This is a genomic window from Streptomyces sp. NBC_01317, assembly GCF_035961655.1.
In the GTDB taxonomy this organism is placed as follows: domain Bacteria; phylum Actinomycetota; class Actinomycetes; order Streptomycetales; family Streptomycetaceae; genus Streptomyces.
Genome location: NZ_CP108393.1, coordinates 3,817,701 through 3,837,595, shown reverse-complemented (window position 1 = coordinate 3,837,595; position 19,895 = coordinate 3,817,701). Strand labels below are relative to the sequence as shown.

Here is a 19,895-nt window from a genome sequence, read left to right as displayed (position 1 = left end):
CGACACCCTGCCCAGCAAAGTGGCCTACTCCATACAGGGTGGCCATACCGTCCCCCACCTGCGCCTCCTTACCCTGGGCCGCATGACCCCTCCTCTGGACCGGCACGTCGACCGGCACGTCGACCGGCACGCCGGCCCGCACGTCGGCCCGCACGCCGACCCGCAGGCCGGCGCGGCCGTGAAAGCCGCTGACCGCGCGCACGTGTTCCACTCCTGGTCCGCCCAGGAGCTGATCGATCCGCTCGCCGTCGCCGGCGCCGAGGGCTCGTACTTCTGGGACTACGACGGCAACCGCTACCTCGACTTCACCAGCGGCCTCGTCTTCACCAACATCGGCTACCAGCACCCGGCCGTCGTCGCCGCGATCCAGGAGCAGGCGGCGCGGCTCACCACCTTCGCGCCCGCGTTCGCGATCGACGTACGGTCCGAGGCGGCGCGCCTCATCGCCGCCCGTACCCCCGGCGACCTCGACAAGATCTTCTTCACCAACGGCGGCGCCGAGGCCGTCGAGAACGCCGTCCGGATGGCCCGGCTGCACACCGGCCGCCCGAAGGTGCTGTCGGCGTACCGCTCGTACCACGGCGGTACGACCACCGCGATCAACGTGACCGGCGACCCCCGCCGCTGGGCGTCGGACACCGGCACCGCCGGGGTGGTCCACTTCTGGGCGCCCTTCCTCTACCGCTCCCCCTTCTACGCCTCGACGGAGGCCGAGGAGTGCGAGCGCGCGCTGGAGCACCTGGAGTCGACCATCGCCTTCGAGGGGCCCGCGACCGTCGCCGCGGTCATCCTGGAGACCATCCCGGGTACGGCCGGTGTCATGACGCCGCCGCCCGGCTATCTCGCGGGGGTGCGCGAGATCTGCGACCGGTACGGGATCGTCTTCGTCCTGGACGAGGTGATGGCGGGGTTCGGCCGTACGGGGGAGTGGTTCGCGGCCGACCACTTCGATGTCGTACCGGACCTGCTGACCTTCGCGAAGGGCGTGAACTCCGGTTACGTACCGCTCGGCGGGGTCGCGATCTCGGCGGCGATCGCGGAGACCTTCGCCACCCGCCCGTACCCCGGCGGTCTCACGTACTCCGGACACCCGCTGGCCTGCGCGGCGGCGGTCGCCACGCTCCAGGTGATGGAGGACGAGAAGGTGGTCGAGCACGCGGCGCACATCGGCGCGACCGTCCTCGGCCCGGGTCTGCGCGAGCTGGCGGAGCGTCATCCGTCGGTGGGCGAGGTGCGCGGCACGGGGGTGTTCTGGGCGCTGGATCTCGTACGGAACAGGGAGACGCGCGAGCCGCTCGTCCCGTACAACGCGACGGGTGAGGCGAACGCGCCCATGGCGGCCTTCGTCGCCGCCTGCAAGAAGAACGGCCTGTGGCCCTTCGTGAACATGAACCGCACGCACGCCGTCCCCGCCTGCAACGTCACGGAGGCGGAGGCGAAGGAGGGGCTGGCTGTCCTGGACGCGGCGTTGGCGGTGGCGGACGAGTACACGGCGTAGACGAGTACGCGGAGCAGCGGCGAGGAACGAACCGCGTGCGCTGAGGGAGCGTCAGGCGGGCAGAACATGTAGGTATGGTGCGTTACGTGAAAAGGCTCGGTCGGTTTCCGTCCCGCCGACCGGGCTACGGCCGGCGGGAGCCCATGCTCTGGGCGCCCCTGGTCCTGACCGCCGTCCTCGGTCTCCTGGCGTTCCTCACGCCCCCCGAAATCCCCTTCACCCGCCTCCTGCCCGCCGCGCCCGCGCTGGCCGCGTCGCTGTGGTCCGTGGCGGCGACCCTCGGGCTCGGCGTGGTGTGCGTGCTGGGCGTCGTCGCGTACGCGCTGTTCACCGACCACGACGGGACCTTCTACACCGCCGGTGCCATCGCCGCCGTCACGCTGGCCGCCGCCTACGCCAGCCGTCTGCGCCTCCAGCGAGAGGACACGCTCGCCGAGGTCCGCGCCGTCGCCGACACCACCCAGCGCGTCCTGCTGAGGCCGGTCCCCCGGCGCATCGGATGCCTGGAGATCGAGACGCTGTACGTGGCCGCCGCGCCGCAGGCGAGGGTCGGGGGCGACTTCTACGCGGTGGTCGACACGGCCTACGGCGTCCGGCTGATCATCGGGGACGTACGCGGCAAGGGGCTGGACGCGGTCGGCGTGGCCTCGGCCGTGCTGGGCTCGTTCCGGGAAGCCGCGTACGACGCGCCGGACCTCGGCCGGCTCGCCCTTCGCCTGGACACCACCGTCGGCCGGTACGAGGCGACCGTCCCGGCCCCGGACTCGCCCGAACTCTTCGCCACCGCCGTCCTCGCCGAGATCCCCGCGCATGGCACGCACGCGCGCATCCTGAGCTGCGGGCATCCGCCGGTCCTGCTCACGCACGACGGGCACGTCCGCTCCCTCACGCCCCGGACGTCGTCACCGCCCATCAACCTCGCGACGCTGCTGGGCGGCGCGTACCACGTGGAGGAGGTGCCCTTCGTCGCCGGTGACCAACTGCTCCTCTACACCGACGGCGTCAGCGAGACGCGGGACGGCGACGGGGAGTTCTTCCCGCTCGCGGCGTGGGCGGGGGAGTGGACGTCCGTACCGCCCCGGGCGCTGCTCGACCAGCTGTACCGGGCGCTGCTGCGGCACAGCGACGGGAAACTGGACGACGACATCGCGGTCCTGGCCGTACGGACGACACCGGAAGCGGGGGTCACGGCGCCGGGTGCGTGAGGGGCCGGCCGTGGGCGTGACGTCGTCCCGCGCCCGCTGGCTTAGGGTGTCGGGAGCCGGACGAGGGGACGTACCACCATGCCTGCCAGTGGAGCTGTGACGCGCAGCACCTTGCGGCAGCAGATCGCGGACGCGCTGCGTGACGAAGTGCTCGCTGGGCGTTTGCTGCCGGGACAGGAATTCACCGTCAAGCACATCGCCGAGCAGTACGGAGTCTCCGCGACGCCCGTGCGCGAGGCGCTCGTCGACCTCTCCGCGCAGGGTCTGCTCGACTCCGACCAGCATCGGGGTTTCCACGTCCACCAGTTCACCGTCGAGGACTTCCGGGGGATGGTCGAGGCGCGTTCGCTCGTCGTGGACGGGGTGGTCCGCAAGCTCGACGGCACGGGTCTGGCGACCCGGGCGCACGGCGAGTCACTGGTGTCCGTACGGCGCAGGGCCGAGGAGGCCGCGCGCGCGGCCAGGGCCGGGGACCTGGACATCCTGATCGGGTACGACCTGCGCTTCTGGCGCGAGCTGGGCGGGCTGATCGCCAACCGTTACGTGTGTGAGTTCCTGCACCGGATGCGGGTGCAGGCGTGGGTGTTCTCCGTACCGTTCCTGCGGGCGGACGCGGAGGGCGAGAAGTGGCTGTGGAGCGGACATGAACCCCTGGTCGACGCGCTCACCCTGGGGGACGCGGGGGCGGTACGGGCGGTGATCGGGGCGTACGACGAGCACGCCCTGAGATGGGCGGACCGACTGGAAAGTACGCGCGGGTGAGCGGGGGTGTTCCGGGGGCGCCGGAGGGGCGGGACGGGCCGGACGCGGAGACCGTTCAGCGGACCGTCGCCCTCTCCGTGGTCGTCCCCGCCTACAACGAGGAGGCGCGCCTGCGCCCCACCCTCGACGCCGTCCGCGCCCATCTGGGCGCCGATCCGGGCCGCTGGGGCGAGTGGGAACTGATCGTCGTGGACGACGGCTCGTCGGACGGTACGGTCGCGGTCGCCGAGGCCGTGGCCGCCGAGGAACCGCGCGTACGGGTGGTACGCGGCCCCGGCAACCACGGCAAGGGCCACGCGCTGCGCCTCGGAGTACTGGCCTCGTACGGCCGGCGTGTCCTGCTCACCGACGCGGACCTCGCGACGCCGATCGAGGAGCTGGACCAGCTCGACAAGCAGCTCGACGAGCAGCACACGGGCGACGGCAAGCGGGAGACCGAGCAGCCCGGCGAGCAGTCCACGGACGACGGCCCCGGCGCCGCCATCGGCTCGCGTGCCCACCCCGACGCCCGGATCGAAGTGCGCCAGTGGGCGCTGCGCGAGTGGCTGGGCCGGCTCGGCAACCGGCTCATACAGGCCGTCGCGGTCGACGGCATAGCCGACACCCAGTGCGGCTTCAAGCTGTTCGACGGTGACCAGGCGCGCGCCGCGTTCGCCGCCTCCCGGCTGGACGGCTGGGGCATCGACGTCGAGATACTGCGGTACTTCCGGCGCGCGGGCTGGCCGGTGACGGAGGTCCCGGTGCGCTGGGCGCACCAACCGGGCTCCAAGGTAAGGCCGTTGGACTACGGCCGGGTGCTGCTGGAGCTGGTACGCCTCAAGGCGGGCCGGTCGCGTTCCGCGCGCTGGGCGCGCCGGGCCCCCGGTCTGCGGCCGGTGGACCTGACGGTGACCGTCCTCTTCGTCCTCGCCGCGCTCGTCCTCTACAAGGGCCTCTGGAACGATCTCGACCACTCCTACCTCGCCGACTCGGGGTCGGACCAGAACCAGTGGGAGTGGTTCTTCGCGGTCACCGCCGACAACGTGCGGCACCTCCACAACCCCCTCTTCACCACCTTCCAGAACTTCCCCGACGGCGTGAACCTCATGGCGAACACCGTCATGCTCGGCCTCTCCGTCCCCCTCACACCTGTCACGCTCGCCTTCGGGCCGACCGTCACCTGGGCCATCGTCCTGACCTTCGGGCTGGCGGCGACGGCGACGGCCTGGTACTGGCTGTTCGCGCGCCGGCTGGTACGCGACCGCCGGGCCGCCGCGCTCGGCGCGGCGCTGGCCGCGTTCGCGCCGCCGATGATGTCCCACGCGAACGCGCACCCCAACTTCCTTGTGCTGTTCATGATTCCGGTGATCATCGACCGGGCGCTGAGGCTGTGCGAGGCGGGCGCGGGCGGCGGGAGCGACCCTGACGGCCCGGCCCCGAACCGCGTCGCCCGGGACGGCGTGCTCCTCGGCCTCTTCATGACGTACCAGATCTTCCTCGGCGAGGAACCGCTGCTGCTCGCCGTCATGGGCATGCTGCTCTTCGCGCTGGCGTACGCCTTCCAGCGCCGCGACGTCGCGAAGGCGTCGATCCGCCCCCTGCTGCGGGGGCTCGGGTACGCGCTCCAGGTCTGTCTGCCGCTGCTCGCGTTCCCGCTGTACTGGCAGTTCTTCGGCCCGCAGAGCTATCACAGCGTGCTGCACGGCGACAACGCCGGCAACAGCCCGCTCTCCTTCCTCCACTTCTCCGGCCGCGCGCTCTTCGGCACCGAGGCGGCGGCGGACCCGCTGGCCATGAACCGTACCGAGCAGAACGCCTTCTACGGATGGCCGTTGATCGCCCTGTCCGTGGGACTGGGGGTGTGGCTGTGGCGGCTGGCCGTGGTGCGGGCCCTGGCCTTCACGGCGGTGGTCGCCGCCCTGCTCTCGCTGGGGCCGAAGGTACGGATCCCCTTCACGGACGTCGTGCTGACCGGCCCCTGGCGGGTCCTCGCCCACCAGCCGCTCTTCGAGTCGGTCATCGAGTCGAGGGTGGCGATGATCTGCGCCCCGGCGCTGGGCGCGCTGCTGGCGCTGGCGGCGGACCGGCTGGGGGACGTGGAGGCCGTCCCCCGGCGTACGGAGCGGCTCGTCGGCCTCATGGCACTGGCGGCGGCGCTGATCCCGATCGTGCCGACGCCGATGCCGGTACGGGAGCGCCCGGACGTCCCGGCGTTCATCGCGGACGGCACGTACCGCTCGTACGTCTCCCCGGGCGAGTCCGTGGTGCCCGTACCGCTGCCGGATTCCGGGGAGGCGGAGGCGCTGCACTGGCAGTCGGCGTCCGGGCTCGGCTTCTCCGTGCCGGGCGGGTATTTCAACGGGCCCTGGGGAACCGACCGGATGGGGATCTACGGGGCCTCCCCGCGCTTCACCTCGAACTGGCTGCGTGAGGTCCGTAACACCGGCCAGGTGCCGCCCATCGGGCCCGGTCAGCAGGCCCAGGCGCGGTTCGACCTCGCGTTCTGGAAGGCGGGGGTGGTGGTGCTGGCGCCGCAGCCGAACGACGCGGCGCTGTACGAGACGGTGGAGAAGCTGCTGGGGGAGCCGGGGAGGCGGGTGGACGGCGTGTGGATCTGGGATCTGCCGCCGACGGGCGCGGGGTCCTGAGGCGTCGCCTGGACGGCTTCCTGGGACGGGTGACGCATAGTGAGAGAGCAAGGCCGGTCGACCGGCACCCTTCGCGGAACGTGCCCGCCGCACTACGCTGTCCCGACCATCGTGACCATCGCGCGCACGCGTACGAACTCGTTGGAGAGCGAGCCTCCCTTGGCCTGTGACCTGTGGTTGGTCCCCCTCGTCGATGTGCTGTGCCACAGCCCCGACAACCCTTTCGCCGATGAGATCGCCGTCTACGACAAGGCGCTCGGCGACGCCGGACTCCCCGCCGTCCCCGTTTTCGCCTATATGCCGGGCCTCTCGGGGGACGTCGCCCCCGTCGCCGGTTTCGACTACGACGCGCTGCACTTCCTGCGGCGTGTGTACCTGCTCCAGGTGTGCGGCCTGGCGATCACGCCGGTCGGTGAACTGGGCGGTGACTACGAACAGTTGCTGGAGATGTTCGAGTCGACGGCCCAGCAGTCGCACCTGGTCTGGCACTACGACCACGCGGGCGCGTACGTCCCGGTGGACTTCGCCGTACCCCTGTCGAACGAGGAACTCCTCGCGGGCGGTGGCCCGCTGGGCTCCACGCACGGTCTGCTGCGGGAGCTCGAATTCGTCGCCGCGTCGATCGGTATCGACGCGGCCAACCCGCCGTCTCCCCCGACCCCGCCGGACCGGCCGACCTCCTTGGAGGAGCCGGCGAACCCGATTCCGTACGACGACAGTCCGTTCGCCAGGGAGCGTCACGTCTGGCTGGGGCTGCACGCGGCGGCCACGAGGAGTCTGGCGCAAGGCTCCATGATCATCTTCAGCTGACGGCGACCGGGGTGCCGGGGCGGGGGTCGGACGAGCGCGCCGGCACCCGCCCCGGCCCCCTCCCGCCCCGGCTCCCTCCCGCCCCGGCCCCCTCCCGCCCCGGCCCCCTCCCGCCCCGGCCCCCTCGCGCCCCGGCCTCCTCGCGCTCACCTCACCGGGGCGACTCCGGTGGCCGCTGGCGCGGCATGTTGGGGCGGGTGCCCGGGGGCAGCGGGAAACGCCCCGGTCCCGGCCCCGTGTCCTGCCGCCCGCCACCGCCCCCCAGGGACTGCATGACGAGCGGGGCGGGCCCCGACCGGAACTCCACCATCCAGTCCGCCGTCTCCGACCGAACTAACTCCGTCACGTCCTCGGAGAAGCGCCGCAACACGTTCAGGCACCGCTCCGCCGCCTCGCTCGCGGTGCCCTCGGCCGGGCCCAGCACCTCCCGTACGCTCTCCGACGCCCAGTCGAACTGGAACGTCTGGAGCCGGCGCTGCACCGCCTGGGCCGTCGCGACCGACCGCATCCACCCGGACGTGAAGCCGAAGTACCGGTCGCAGCCCACGCAGGCCGCGCCCAGCAGGAGCGAGACGTACCCCCAGCCCGCGGCCCCGGGCAGCGCCCCGGTCAGGTCCAGCAGCGGCAGGGACGTACCCGCGACCACCCCGAACGCCGTGGCGGTGCGCAGGACGCGAGCGGCGCGCCGTTTCCGTACCCGGTCGGCGAGGTACCAGGCGGCCGTACGCAGCGCCCCGGTCTCGGCCCACCGGTACAGCTCGTCCAGCCGCTCCGCCGGCTCGCCCCAGTCCCCGAGCGGGAAGGGGCCGCCGGTCAGGTCGCCGACGGGCGGGCCGGACGTGGCGCTTCCGCTCTCGGGCGGGAGGTCATGCGCGTCCGCGGGATCGGGCCGGCCCGGGTCCGGCCGGCCCGGCGCGTCCGCGGGGTGATCGGGCGGGTCGGGCCGGTCGGGCCGGTTCGAAGGGTCGGGCCGGTTCGAAGGGTCTGGGCGGTTCGACGGGTACGAGTGGTCCGAGGGGTCCTCCTCCCGGGCGGGGCCTCCGGGCTGCATCTCCGGCTGGCTCACCGGGGCACTCCTCTGCGGTCTGCTGTGACGGATTACGGATTACGGATTACGGATAGCGGACTACGGACTACGGATCGCGGATCAACGGATGCGCTTGCTCGCGTGACGCTTCGTGACAATGTGTGACGCTGTGACGACGGGTGTGGACGCGCATGCACTTCCTACCGCCGAATGGTGGGCCGGAGGCTCGAAATCCGGGGGGTTTCGGCCCGCACGGGCGTGTTGATCAGGTAGAGGAGCCCGGGGCACTCACTCGAAAGAGTTGGTCCCTGTGGGGTAGGGCGCGCTGCTCGGGGACCACGTAGGCTCGCCTTACGGATAAAACGTCGTCGAAACGCGCAGGAGTGACCGTGATTCCCGGTGGTGGTCAGCCGAACATGCAGCAGCTCCTCCAGCAGGCCCAGAAGATGCAGCAGGAGCTGGCACAGGCACAGGAAGAGCTCGCGGCGACCGAGGTCGACGGGCAGGCGGGCGGTGGCCTCGTGAAGGCCACGGTCAACGGCTCCGGTGAGCTGCGCGCCCTCGTCATCGACCCGAAGGCCGTGGACCCGGACGACACGGAGACGCTCGCGGACCTTGTCGTCGCCGCGGTGCACGCCGCGAACGAGAACGCGCACCAGCTCCAGCAGCAGAAGCTGGGCCCGCTGGCGCAGGGCCTGGGCGGGATGCCGGGCCTGCCCTTCTAGATGCCGGGCCTGCCCTTCTAAAGGCACAGGGGCACCAACTACGGTACGTACAAACCGAAACAGCACAGCACCGAGCGCAGACGCGGCACCAGGAAAGGCAATCCGTTGTACGAAGGCGTGGTTCAGGGCCTCATCGACGAACTGGGCAGGCTGCCCGGCGTCGGCCCCAAGAGTGCGCAACGGATCGCCTTCCACATCCTCCAGGCCGAGCAGACCGACGTCCGCCGCCTCGCCCACGCCCTTCTTGAGGTCAAGGACAAGGTCAGGTTCTGCGCGGTGTGCGGCAATGTCGCGCAGGAGGAGCTGTGCGGGATCTGCCGTGACGTCCGCCGGGACGTGACGGTGATCTGTGTGGTGGAGGAGCCCAAGGACGTCGTCGCGGTGGAGCGTACGCGCGAGTTCCGCGGGAAATATCACGTCCTCGGCGGGGCGATCAGCCCGATCGAGGGCGTGGGCCCGGACGATCTGCGGATCCGCGAGCTGCTCACCCGCCTCGCCGACGGCACGGTCACGGAGCTGATCCTGGCGACGGACCCGAATCTGGAAGGCGAGGCGACGGCGACGTACCTCGCCCGCATGATCAAACCGATGGGCCTGCGGGTCACACGCCTGGCCAGCGGTCTCCCCGTGGGGGGCGACCTCGAATATGCCGACGAGGTCACGCTCGGGCGTGCCTTCGAGGGGAGACGACTTCTCGATGTCTGACGCAACGCTGCACGCGGTTCATCAGGATCCGGACGATTTCGCGGTCCAGATCGCCGACCAGATCGAGAGTTTCATCGTCGCGGTCACGGAGGTCGCCAAGGGCGACGAGCCGGACAGCGCCGTACCGTTCCTGCTGCTGGAATTCTCCCAGCTCCTGCTGGCGGGCGGCCGGCTCGGGGCGCACGAGGACATCCTCCCCGACGAGCGGTACGAGCCGGACCTCGGCCCGGAGCCGGACACGGACGACCTGCGCGAGCGGTTCGCCGTACTCCTGGAGCCGATCGACGTCTACTCGGAGGTCTTCGACCCGTACGAACCGAGGAAGGCGCCGGTCGCGGCGCGGATCTCGGACGACATCGCGGGGGTGGTGGCGGACCTGCGCCACGGCCTGGCGCACTACCGCGCGGGGCGGACGACCGAGGCGATGTGGTGGTGGCAGTTCTCGTACTTCTCGAACTGGGGCTCCACCGCCTCGGCCACCCTCCGCGCCCTCCACTCCCTGGTCGCCCACGTCCGTCTGGACCAGCCACTCCCGGCCCTGGACGGCCTGGACACGGACCAGGATCTGAGCGAGGACGCGGAGGACGCGCTGGCGGAGGAGGCGGGCCGGGTGATGGCGGAGGAGATCGGCGGACCGCTGGGCCTGGGGGCACGGCCGGCGAGGTCGTAAGCACATCCATCACACTCTGTTGGCCTTGGAACACGGGCACGCGCTAATGTCACGCTGAGCGACGGTGCGAACGCGCACCGCGACGGATGTGGCGCGGGAGTGCGACGGTGCGGTACTCGCAGGGGTGGCAGCAGGTATTCGCCCTGTCGGAACCGGTCACGGCCGCACCACCCCCGTTCGTGGAGTCGCCAGGATTACGCCACACCACCGGCCCGTGGACGAGCGCGTCCGGTACGGCGAACACCCTGCGGACGAACACAGAACGAAGCCGCGCCCGCCTGCGCCCGGCGCACGAGGGCGTGATGGCCGGCGGGCGGGGCCTGTCGGCGGTGGCGGCGGCCACGGCGGTCCTGGCCTCCTGGGAGGAACGCCTCGTCGCGGTGCGTGACGAATGCGGCTACCTGGCAGGGGCGTTGAACCAGGTGGGCAGGGCGATGGGGGAGACGGACACGACGGTGAGGTCCGGCCTCCAGGCGATCAGGACAGCCCCGGCGGTCGAGCGGCACGAACGCCGATGACGACCGACTTCCCCCTGACCTGGCAGCGGTTACGGGACCTGAAACCCTCGGAGTTCGAGGAGGCGGCCGACGGCTGGCACGAGGTGTCGGCGGGGGCGGAGGCGGACCGGGACGCGGTGGACCGGGCGATGACGGCGAAACTGCGCGAGACGCAGGAGAGCGAGTCGGCGCGGGCGGCGATCGCGAGGCTGCGTCGGCTGAGCAGGAACTACCAGTACGTGCACACCGAGGCGGCGCTGATCAGGACGACACTGAACGGCCTGTCGGCGGAACTGACCAGGGCGCAGCGGGAGCTGACGGAGGCGCTGGAAGACGCGGAAGCGCTCCGATTCACGGTCCACCCGGACGGCACGGTGAACTACCCCCCGGCGGAGGCGAACACGTACCTGGGCGACGCACTGGGCGCGGGGAAGCCCCCAGGAGGCAGAGCAAGGGGCAACGCGACGCAGGCGCTCCAACTCCCAGGCCTGACAAACGAATACACAGCGCCCTTACGGACGGACACTCCCGCCCTCAACCCGAACGCGGCGAAGGCCCAAGCCATCGCGGACCGCATCGCGAGGGCGGTGAGATCGGCGACGGAGATCGACGACCGCTACACCCGGGCCCTGAACAACCTCAAGGCCGCGAAAGGCCTGGACGTCACCGAAGCAACCGTGGCGGACACCACCCGAGACACGACAACGGTCCGCGGGACGGCGGAACGCTACCTGGAACGCGGCATCCCGTCGGAGACGTCTCCCCAGGCCGTCCACGCGTGGTGGAACTCCCTGACGGAGGAACAACGCAACGACTACATGGAGGTCGCCCCCGACCTGATCGGCAACCTGGACGGCATCCCGTCCCTGGCCCGAGACGAGGCAAACCGCCACTACCTTCCGGTCCTCATCGCCCAGTTGGAGAAACAGGGCGGCGACGACGCGAGGACGAAGCTGGAGGGCCTTCGGGGCATCGAGAAGAGGCTGAACGAGCCCAGCCGTGTGCCGATGTTCCTGCTCGGCATCGGAACAGAGGGAAACGGCCGCGCGATTGTGTCGTACGGGAACCCGGACACGTCGCGGAATGTGTCGGCGTATGTGCCGGGGCTGGGGACGAAGCTCGACGCGGAGTTCGCGGAGGGGACCCTGAATCGCGGTTTTGACACCGCGAAGGGCGCACGGGTGCACGACAGCTCCTCCGCCGCGATTGTGTGGCTCGGCTACGACGCTCCTCAGAGTCTGGACGTCATGGGCGAGGGCGACGCGGCGCGAGGAGCCCCCGCCTACAACATTTTCATGGACGGTCTGGGCGCCACCAACACCCACAGAGACCCGCATCTCACGGCGATCGGCCACTCCTACGGCTCGTTCACGGTCGGTACGGCGGCTCAACGAGAGGGCGGGATCCCGGGCGCGGACGACATCGTCCTTCTGGGCAGCCCGGGCACCGGTGCCGACAAGGCTGAGGATCTCGGCGTAGGCAAGAACCATGTCTTCGTCGGAGCCGCCGAGAACGACCCGGTGACCAAGCTTCCGTCGTCGCAGCAAGCTTGGGCGGGCGGCGCGGGCTTCGTCGTGGCCGGTCCGGCAGGTGCGTATGCCGCAGGTGATATCGCGGACCAGGGCGACGACGATCTGTGGTTCGGCAAGGACCCGGCGAGCCAGGCCTTCGGCGCCAGACGCTTCCACGTCGCAGACGGACCCCGGCCGTTTGTCGACGGACAGGGACCCACACCAGCGCATTCCAACTACTTCTCACCGGAAGAGGATCGGGTGTCCGCAGGAAACATCGCCAGGATTGTCGCTGGGAAGCCCGAGCAGTTGGAGACGCAGGAATGGCGATGAAGTGGTTGGCGAAACGTGTACCTGCACCGCTGCTGGCGACCGTACTGCTCGCCGGGTGCGGGAACACCGGAAATGACAAGGGAGCCGCGGCCACCATGAACATGCAGGAGGCAGCCGAACGTTCGGACTCGCTGCTGGACGCCACGTTCGGAGCGATTCGGCCAGAGGTCCAGTGGGCCCACGACGACACCTCCGCAGGGAACTGCGACGTGGTTCGCCGACGGGTCGTGCTGACCGTCATCTCGGAACAGCGGCGCGGCAGCTTCCTCGGTGTCATCGAACGGTTCTGGAAGAAGAGCGGGTTCGACATTATCTCCGTGAACCGCAGCGTGGCTTCTCCCGACATCTACGCGAAGACGGCCGACGGATTCACGATCGGTCTGATCATCGGCGACAGGGGCCAGGCCTTCTTCGAAGCGGACACGCCATGTGTCGAGAAATCAACGGTGACCGAGCCGGCCACCAAGCCCAACGGGCCTGCCTACGCGGGCGTTCAGATCCCGTACCCCAACGTCCATTCCGCCTTCTGGTCGGCGTCCGACGCCGGGTGACCGCCGCTCGGGGGCTCGACGTCCAGCTCGAACCACACGTACTTTCCGAACGGCCTCGGCCCCACCCCCCAGCGGGACGCGATCGCGTCCACCAGCAGCAGGCCGCGTCCGTGCAGGTCGTCGGTCGTGGGGTGCCGCACCCGGGGGCGGGTGCGGTTTGCGTCGTGGCACTCCACCCGTACGCGCTCGTCGTCGGCGCACACCATCAACAGGAACGCGCCGCCGACCGGCACCCCGTGCCGTACCGCGTTGGTCGCCACTTCCGAGACGCACAGCAGGACTTCATCGAGGTCGAAGGCGCGGGCGTCGCGCAGGACGCTCCGGGCGAAGTCGCGTGCCTCGGGCACGGACGCGGTCGATCGCGCGAATCGTCGGATTACATCAATCATGGTCACAGTGTGTCGATGGATGATTACGCTCGGGAGTGACAGAGCGGATACACGGCGCGGTGTGTCAGTAGGAGGTTCGAGCTGTGTCAGTCGAGGGGTCTCACTCGCCGGTCGCGTGGCGCTATGCCGGCGACCAGTTGAAGCGTTGGCGGACGAAGGCGGGCATCAGCCGCGAGGAGTTGGGGACGGCGGCGAATTACGCGCCGGACACGATCAAGGCCATGGAGCAGGGTGTACGCATGCCCACGCCGAAACTCCTAGACGCGGCGGACGATTTGCTGCGGGCGGAGGGGTTGCTGAGCGCGGCGAAGCAGTATTTGCGGCGGGAGAGGTTCCCTGCGAGGGCGCAGAACTTCATGGTGCAGGAGCGCGAGGCGATCAGTCTGTGGTCCTACGAGGTGGCGCTTATCCCTGGGCTGCTCCAGACGGAGGAGTATGCGCGTGCCCTCATCGGGAACTTCTCGCTTTCACTGGCGGAGGAGACTGTGGAGGAACGGGTTGCGGCTCGTCTGGAGCGGCAGATGATTCTCACCCGGAAGCCGCCGGTGGCGTTCAGTTTCGTTCTGTACGAGGCGGCATTGCGCGGTCCGCAGGTGAGTGAAGGCCAGTTGCGCCACCTCTTGGAGGCGGCGGCGCTGCGCAATGTGTCGCTGCAAGTGTTGCCGTATGCGAGGGCCATCCCAGCAGCCCTCGGTGGTCCGATGGTGTTGTTGGAGAATCAGGATCACGATCGATTCGCCTTCGCAGAAGGGCCGTTCGCGAGCGAACTTACCTCCGAGCCGGAACAGGTCAGTCTGGCGACGGAGCGCCTTAGCATGATCCGCATGGAGGCCCTCGGCACTGAGGACTCGGCCCGTTTCCTGGAACGGATGGTGGATGAGCGATGCGTGAGCGACTGATGTGGTTCAAGTCCAGCTACAGCGACGGCGAAGGCGGCAACTGCGTTGAGGTTGCCGGGTGCGACTCCATCGTGCACGTCCGGGACTCCAAGGTGAGCGGGGGGCCCGAGGTGGGGTTCTCCGCCGGGACCTGGGTCGCGTTTGTCGCGTACGCGATTCACGCAGGTCGGCCCGGGGCTTGAGCCTCGGGTTTCGGGTCTCGGGGCTCGGGCTCTTCCCATAGGAGTGGGAGGTGGTGGGAACCCAACCTCCCACCCAAGTCCCTCGCGGACCAGGCGAGATGACTTTCCGTGCCCGGCTTGCGTCGCAGCGTGGTGAGCGTTTAGCGTTCGGAGCATTAAGCGGCCCCGGCCGGTGCGCCAACACCGGGCCCCGGGGCCTGACCAACGAATCGATGAGGCTCTTCGATCGTGGCTTACGCCGATTTTAGTGCTGCCCTGTCCGCGCCCGCACACCCCCCGGCCAATCCCGGGTACGGGAAGCGCTGCGCGCCCGACCAATGCCCGCGTGGCGAGGCCGACTTCGTACATCTGCGCACGAGGGAAGCGGCGATCGCCGCGTACATCGATCGTCTGCCCGAGGGCGCCGCGATCGGGTACAAGGCCCTCGCGGCGAACATCGCCGACTACGGCCAGCAGGCCTGCGGCAAGGCGCTGAACTTCCTCTCGGACGCCGGGCATCTGCGGCGCGTGAAGGAGCATCTCCAGCTGGAGGACAACAGTTTCCGCTGGGTGACGCACACGTACTTCTCGCGTACGTCCAGGGACGATGCCTGGTGGACGGCGTTTGTGCAGCGGTTGCACGGGGTCGACCTCACCGAGCTGGAGCGCCGGAAGAGGGCGGCGGAGGCGGTGGTTGCCGGGGCGGTGGAGGCAGTGGCGCGTGCGGGGGAGGGGGCGGAGGACCTACCCGTTCAGCCCGCGCGCGTTGAGCCCGCACCTGCGAACGCGCAGCCGGCCGCCGTATCCGTACCCCCGCGGTCCGTGCCCGGCCGCACCGCAACCGCCCCCGGTCCCGCCCCCTCGGAGGCCTACCGCATCCTCGCGCGGCTCGGGCGTACCGAGCCCCGAATGACCCTGTCCGCCCGCGAGTGCGCCGCGCTCGAATCCCTCGCCGCCGAGTGGCTGGCGCGGGGGGCGACCCCCGATCACCTGGTGCGTTCGCTGACCGCCGGGCTGCCGCAGCCGTTGCGGAGCCCGGGGGCGATCGCCCGTACCCGACTGGAGAACAAGATGCCGCCCGAGCCGTTCCACGCCCCCGCCCACGTCAATCTCGCGGTCATGGTCTGCATGACGTGTGACGTCGCCGACAACGTGAAGCCGCTGATCAGAGGCGTGTGCGTGGACTGCCGCGAGGAGATGGCGGCGTACGACGCGGCCGAGGACGCGGGCGTGGTGATCGACCGGGTACCGGACACGTTCCTCGCCGTCCCCGCCCAGGTGAACGTCGCCCGCCGCGCCGACGAGTGCCGAGCCATGGCCGGCTTCAAGGCCCGCCCGATTCCGCAGCAGACGCACGTGAACCTGGGCCGGTTGGGGCCGCAATGAGCGCGCGGCCCCGCGACGTGGTCGAGGCGCGCGGTCACCGTGTTCCGGCCGCTTTCTGACGGGTGTTGAACTCTGGGGTTCCCGGGGCCGTATGTCTGGTGGGGGCGGGCGGGGTGACCTTGGCTGCTCCTGGCGGACTGGATCGGCACGTACGGCCGTACATCTGTGCGGTCGTGCACTCGGCCCCGACACGGAATGGACTCGATCGTGACTGCTTCTTCGGCAAGTTCGACCGGCACCTCCCGACCGACCTGGCGCGTGCGCCTCACCGCCGTCGCCATGGGGACCTTCGCGGCCGGGGCTCTCGTTCTTACCGGTGGCCTCTCCGGGAACACGGCGAACGCCACGAATGCCACGAACGCCGCCGCCCCCGCCGCCCCCGCCGTCGTCACCTGCCCCTCCGTCTCCTGCCGTTCCCTCGCCTCCGGTCTCGGTGAGCCCGTCAGCTCGGTGCTCGACGCGAGCGGCAACGCGTACATCACGTACGTCAACGGCGACCTCCGCAAGGTCGCGCTCGCCACCGGCGCCACGACCACCGTCGCCAGGGGCCTCGGCAATCTCCGTGGGGTGGACCTGGACGGCAACGGCAGTGCGTACGTCGGTGACTTCGACGGGAATCTGCGGAAGGTGAACCTCGCCACCGGTTCCCAGGAGTTGCTGGCCGGCGGGCTGGGACCGCTGCACGGCGTCGTCCACGGCGCGGCGGGTGTCACGTACGCGACCGGTGGTGCCGGGAAGTTGTACGAGGTACGGCCCGGGCGGCCCGTACGCGTCGTCGCCTCCGGCCTCGGGCTCTCCCAGGGCATCGCGCTCGACGGCAAGGGTCTCGCCTACACCGCCGACATGATGTCCGGTCGCATCCTCCGGACCGACCTGGCCACCGGCGCGGTCAAGAGCCTCGCCACGGAGCAGTACGAGCCGACGTCCATCTCCGTCGGGAGCGACGGGCAGGTGTACTTCGCCGTGGGCTCGGAGGTGACCCGGCTGAATCCGGTCACCGGTCAGGCCGTCGAGATCGCCACCCTGCGCGGCCTCAACTCCGTCTTCTTCAGGGTCGACAAGAACGGGGACGCCTACGCGACGGACGTGGTGAGCGGCGGTGGCTCGCTCTGGAAGATCACGGGTCTGGTGGGGTAGTTCTCCGGTCGTGGTCGGGTAGTTTGGTTGCGTGTTGAACAAACGTCGTCGGAATGGACTCGATCGCTCGTGCCAGGACGTGTGAAGCGTGTGAAACGTGCGACACGCGCGACCGGCCCGACGACCGCGCCCGCCTGCACGACCCTCTCCACCGCCGCGTTCCCCACGACACGCCGTACCGAACACGCCCGGCGCGTACGCCGTACCGCCCTCGCCATGGGCGCGCTCACCGCGCGCGGCCTGGTGGTGGCCGGCGGCGTACTGGTCCAGGCGGCGGCGAGGGGCGCGGCGGACACCCCCGTACCCGCCCTCTCCGCCGCCGCCAACCAGCCGCACACCGGCGCGAACCCGTCCCGGCGCGACGCCGGGACGGGGTGCGAGTTCTGCCGGGAGGCGATCAGCCGAGCTTGGCCAGCTGCGCGTCGATGATGTCCTTGGGCTGCTTGGTCTCGCCGCCGGCCAGGCTGATCGACATGAAGGTCGCGAGCAGGCCGTCCTTGCGCACGGCCACCAGCGGGGACGAGGTGGCCTCGCCCTCCACCTCCGAGGTCACGGTGAAGGCGACCGCCTCGTCGCCGGCCGTGTAGGTGGCCGGGGCGACCTTCGTGACCTTCGTCTTCTCGCCGTCGGCGGTGTACGTGAAGCCTCCCGCGCACGCCTTGCCCGCCGCGCTCAGCGCCTCCAGCGCCTCCGGGGCGCCCTGACCGGCGTACGAGTTGAGGGTCTCGGCGGCGATCGTCATGTTGCCGAGGGCTGCCAGCGCGTCCTCGGGCGAGGCGTCGGCGCCCGGCTTCTCCGGGACGCTGGTGAGCCTGACGGGCGACGACGCGGCGGGCTTGCCCAACGGCCGGAAGCCCAGGACGTCGACCAGTGGGGCGCACGCCTCGTTGTCGGTGGTGATGCCCTTCCCGATGGCGATGTCGGCCGCAGAGGCCTTGGCGATCTTGTAGCCCTTCACATCGCCCTCGACCAGTGCCAGCTTGTCCAGCTCGGCCTGGGACAGCGCGGTGGCGTCGGCGGCGTCCGCCGCGGGCTTGGCCGCGGCGCTCGCCTTGGACTTGTCGGCGGACTTGCCGGCCTTCTTGTCGGAGTCGGCCGAGCTGTCGTCGGAGCCGCCGCAGGCGCCGACCAGCAGGGCGAGGGAGAGCGCGGACGCGGCGACGGCGGTACGGCGGACGAGGGCGCTGCCCGCGAGGGTGGTACGGGCAGTGGTGGTACGGGCAGTGGTGGTGCTGCGCATGAAACGGTTCCTCTGGGTCTCGGTGAACAACGGTCCCCCCGCCCGACGTTCACCGTTCGGCGACACGCAGATGCTGGCGGATTCTGTTGGTTGACCGAAAATACGTTTCTTTGCCGTCCCATGATCAAGAAATGAGACCCGCCCGGGGGATTGTGATGCTCACGCAATGCCAGAGCCGTCCGATCGAGACGCGTTCCCGTACAACCCTCGCGTACAACACTCGCCACACTCGCGTACGACCCTCGCGTAGGTTCGACTCGCCGTTTTGTGATGTGACGTGGGTTACGTTCCGCGTGGCCCCGGTGATCGCGGGCATGCATGCTCACCGAGCGGCCGCGCCGACCCCCGGTGATCATCCAGTGAGCGGGACATCTCACGATGTGATATAGCAGGGGCGTCGTACGGCCGCTCGTTAGACTGAGCCGACAGTAGTGACGGATTGAGCGAGGAGCGCACGTGGGCCTTGTCGTGCAGAAGTACGGAGGCTCCTCCGTAGCCGATGCCGAGGGCATCAAGCGGGTCGCCAAGCGAATCGTCGACGCCAAGAAGAACGGCCACCAGGTCGTCGTCGTGGTCTCGGCGATGGGCGACACGACGGACGAGCTGATCGATCTCGCCGAGCAGGTGTCCCCGATCCCTGCCGGGCGCGAGTTCGACATGCTGCTGACCGCGGGAGAGCGCATCTCCATGGCGCTGCTGGCCATGGCGATCAAAAACCTGGGCCACGAGGCCCAGTCGTTCACCGGCAGCCAGGCCGGCGTCATCACCGACTCGGTCCACAACAAGGCGCGCATCATCGATGTCACGCCGGGCCGGATCCGTACGGCGCTGGACGAGGGCAACATCGCCATCGTCGCCGGATTCCAGGGGGTGTCCCAGGACAAGAAGGACATCACCACCCTGGGGCGGGGCGGCTCGGACACCACCGCCGTCGCCCTCGCGGCCGCGCTGGACGCCGAGGTCTGTGAGATCTACACCGACGTCGACGGTGTCTTCACCGCCGACCCGCGGGTCGTGACGAAGGCCCGGAAGATCGAGTGGATCTCGTTCGAGGACATGCTGGAGCTGGCGAGTTCCGGCTCCAAGGTGCTGCTGCACCGCTGTGTCGAGTACGCACGCCGTTACAACATCCCGATCCACGTCCGCTCCTCCTTCTCGGGGCTGCCGGGCACGTGGGTCAGCCACGAACCGCTCAATCGCGAACCGCTCAGTCACGAACCGCAAGGGGACCGCAAGGTGGAGCAGGCCATCATCTCCGGTGTCGCCCACGACACCTCCGAGGCGAAGATCACGGTCGTCGGCGTCCCCGACAAGCCCGGCGAGGCCGCCACGATCTTCCGTGCCATCGCGGACAACGAGATCAACATCGACATGATCGTGCAGAACGTGTCCGCCGCGGCGACCGGTCTGACCGACATCTCGTTCACGCTGCCCAAGTCCGAGGGGCGCAAGGCGATCGACGCGCTGGAGAAGACGAAGGCGAAGATCGGCTTCGACTCGCTGCGGTACGACGACCAGATCGCCAAGATCTCGCTGGTCGGCGCGGGTATGAAGACCAACCCGGGGGTGACCGCGGGCTTCTTCGAGGCGCTGTCGAACGCGGGCGTGAACATCGAGCTGATCTCGACCAGTGAGATCCGCATCTCGGTCGTCACCCGTGCGGACGAGGTGACGGAGGCGGTACGTGCGGTGCACACCGCCTTCGGCCTCGACAGCGACTCCGACGAAGCGGTGGTCTACGGAGGCACCGGACGATGAACGA

General features: G+C 70.0%; 20 protein-coding genes. 17 read left to right on the top strand and 3 right to left on the bottom strand.

Annotation, left to right across the window (positions count from 1 at the left end):
* Window positions 1-82 precede the first annotated feature (82 nt).
* From OG349_RS16300 to OG349_RS16280, 5 genes are all read left to right on the top strand, one after another.
* Window positions 83-1,498: an aspartate aminotransferase family protein gene (locus tag OG349_RS16300; protein ID WP_327235289.1), complete on the top strand. Its 1,416-nt coding sequence runs from the start codon at window positions 83-85 to the stop codon at window positions 1,496-1,498.
* A 143-nt stretch (window positions 1,499-1,641) separates the two neighbouring features.
* On the top strand, window positions 1,642-2,703 hold the full coding sequence (locus OG349_RS16295) for a PP2C family protein-serine/threonine phosphatase (protein WP_327235288.1): 1,062 nt from the start codon (window positions 1,642-1,644) through the stop codon (window positions 2,701-2,703).
* A 78-nt stretch (window positions 2,704-2,781) separates the two neighbouring features.
* Window positions 2,782-3,465 carry a GntR family transcriptional regulator gene (locus OG349_RS16290; RefSeq protein WP_327235287.1) on the top strand — a complete coding sequence of 228 codons (684 nt, stop codon included), beginning with the start codon at window positions 2,782-2,784 and terminating at the stop codon, window positions 3,463-3,465.
* Complete coding sequence (locus OG349_RS16285) at window positions 3,432-6,092, top strand: dolichyl-phosphate beta-glucosyltransferase (protein WP_442806261.1); 2,661 nt, start codon at window positions 3,432-3,434, stop codon at window positions 6,090-6,092. The genes OG349_RS16290 and OG349_RS16285 overlap by 34 nt, the downstream gene beginning before the upstream one ends.
* Window positions 6,093-6,251: 159 nt before the next feature.
* Window positions 6,252-6,902 carry a hypothetical protein gene (locus OG349_RS16280; protein WP_327238598.1) on the top strand — a complete coding sequence of 217 codons (651 nt, stop codon included), beginning with the start codon at window positions 6,252-6,254 and terminating at the stop codon, window positions 6,900-6,902.
* 151 nt (window positions 6,903-7,053) lie between these two features.
* Here OG349_RS16280 and OG349_RS16275 read toward each other — a convergent pair whose 3' ends face one another.
* Window positions 7,054-7,968, bottom strand: a complete 915-nt coding sequence (locus OG349_RS16275) for an SLATT domain-containing protein (protein ID WP_327235286.1) — start codon at window positions 7,966-7,968, stop codon at window positions 7,054-7,056.
* 350 nt (window positions 7,969-8,318) lie between these two features.
* Here OG349_RS16275 and OG349_RS16270 point away from each other — a divergent pair, with 350 nt between their 5' ends.
* From OG349_RS16270 to OG349_RS16245, 6 genes are all read left to right on the top strand, one after another.
* On the top strand, window positions 8,319-8,654 hold the full coding sequence (locus tag OG349_RS16270; protein WP_161311310.1) for a YbaB/EbfC family nucleoid-associated protein: 336 nt from the start codon (window positions 8,319-8,321) through the stop codon (window positions 8,652-8,654).
* A 105-nt stretch (window positions 8,655-8,759) separates the two neighbouring features.
* On the top strand, window positions 8,760-9,359 hold the full coding sequence (recR, locus tag OG349_RS16265; protein WP_161311300.1) for a recombination mediator RecR: 600 nt from the start codon (window positions 8,760-8,762) through the stop codon (window positions 9,357-9,359).
* Window positions 9,352-10,029 carry a DUF5063 domain-containing protein gene (locus OG349_RS16260; protein ID WP_161311299.1) on the top strand — a complete coding sequence of 226 codons (678 nt, stop codon included), beginning with the start codon at window positions 9,352-9,354 and terminating at the stop codon, window positions 10,027-10,029. The genes recR and OG349_RS16260 overlap by 8 nt, the downstream gene beginning before the upstream one ends.
* Window positions 10,030-10,136: 107 nt before the next feature.
* Window positions 10,137-10,547 (top strand): hypothetical protein, encoded by a 411-nt coding sequence (locus tag OG349_RS16255; protein WP_327235285.1) that lies wholly within the window; start codon window positions 10,137-10,139, stop codon window positions 10,545-10,547.
* The gene (locus OG349_RS16250) at window positions 10,544-12,370 is read left to right on the top strand and encodes an alpha/beta hydrolase (RefSeq protein ID WP_327235284.1); all 1,827 of its coding nucleotides are present in this window, start codon (window positions 10,544-10,546) and stop codon (window positions 12,368-12,370) included. The genes OG349_RS16255 and OG349_RS16250 overlap by 4 nt, the downstream gene beginning before the upstream one ends.
* Window positions 12,361-12,921 carry a hypothetical protein gene (locus OG349_RS16245; RefSeq protein WP_327235283.1) on the top strand — a complete coding sequence of 187 codons (561 nt, stop codon included), beginning with the start codon at window positions 12,361-12,363 and terminating at the stop codon, window positions 12,919-12,921. The genes OG349_RS16250 and OG349_RS16245 overlap by 10 nt, the downstream gene beginning before the upstream one ends.
* Here OG349_RS16245 and OG349_RS16240 read toward each other — a convergent pair.
* The gene (locus tag OG349_RS16240; protein WP_327235282.1) at window positions 12,864-13,310 is read right to left on the bottom strand and encodes an ATP-binding protein; all 447 of its coding nucleotides are present in this window, start codon (window positions 13,308-13,310) and stop codon (window positions 12,864-12,866) included. The two genes, OG349_RS16245 and OG349_RS16240, sit on opposite strands and share 58 nt — an antisense overlap.
* An 83-nt stretch (window positions 13,311-13,393) precedes the next feature.
* Here OG349_RS16240 and OG349_RS16235 point away from each other — a divergent pair, with 83 nt between their 5' ends.
* The 5 genes from OG349_RS16235 (at window position 13,394) to OG349_RS16215 (ending at window position 17,322) form a co-directional block, all read left to right on the top strand.
* The gene (locus OG349_RS16235) at window positions 13,394-14,209 is read left to right on the top strand and encodes a helix-turn-helix domain-containing protein (protein WP_327235281.1); all 816 of its coding nucleotides are present in this window, start codon (window positions 13,394-13,396) and stop codon (window positions 14,207-14,209) included.
* Window positions 14,194-14,391, top strand: coding sequence for a DUF397 domain-containing protein (locus OG349_RS16230; RefSeq protein ID WP_327235280.1), 198 nt, complete (start codon window positions 14,194-14,196; stop codon window positions 14,389-14,391). The genes OG349_RS16235 and OG349_RS16230 overlap by 16 nt, the downstream gene beginning before the upstream one ends.
* A gap of 228 nt (window positions 14,392-14,619) precedes the next feature.
* Window positions 14,620-15,756 carry a hypothetical protein gene (locus tag OG349_RS16225; RefSeq protein ID WP_327235279.1) on the top strand — a complete coding sequence of 379 codons (1,137 nt, stop codon included), beginning with the start codon at window positions 14,620-14,622 and terminating at the stop codon, window positions 15,754-15,756.
* A 207-nt stretch (window positions 15,757-15,963) separates the two neighbouring features.
* Complete coding sequence (locus OG349_RS16220; protein ID WP_327235278.1) at window positions 15,964-16,893, top strand: Vgb family protein; 930 nt, start codon at window positions 15,964-15,966, stop codon at window positions 16,891-16,893.
* A 90-nt stretch (window positions 16,894-16,983) separates the two neighbouring features.
* The gene (locus OG349_RS16215; protein ID WP_327235277.1) at window positions 16,984-17,322 is read left to right on the top strand and encodes a hypothetical protein; all 339 of its coding nucleotides are present in this window, start codon (window positions 16,984-16,986) and stop codon (window positions 17,320-17,322) included.
* Here the strand turns inward: OG349_RS16215 and OG349_RS16210 are convergent.
* On the bottom strand, window positions 17,291-18,133 hold the full coding sequence (locus OG349_RS16210) for a hypothetical protein (RefSeq protein WP_327235276.1): 843 nt from the start codon (window positions 18,131-18,133) through the stop codon (window positions 17,291-17,293). The two genes, OG349_RS16215 and OG349_RS16210, sit on opposite strands and share 32 nt — an antisense overlap.
* 456 nt (window positions 18,134-18,589) lie before the next feature.
* Here OG349_RS16210 and OG349_RS16205 point away from each other — a divergent pair, with 456 nt between their 5' ends.
* Entirely contained in the window at window positions 18,590-19,891 is a 1,302-nt protein-coding gene (locus OG349_RS16205; protein WP_161311291.1) for an aspartate kinase, read from the top strand.
* The last annotated feature ends 4 nt before the right edge of the window (window positions 19,892-19,895 follow it).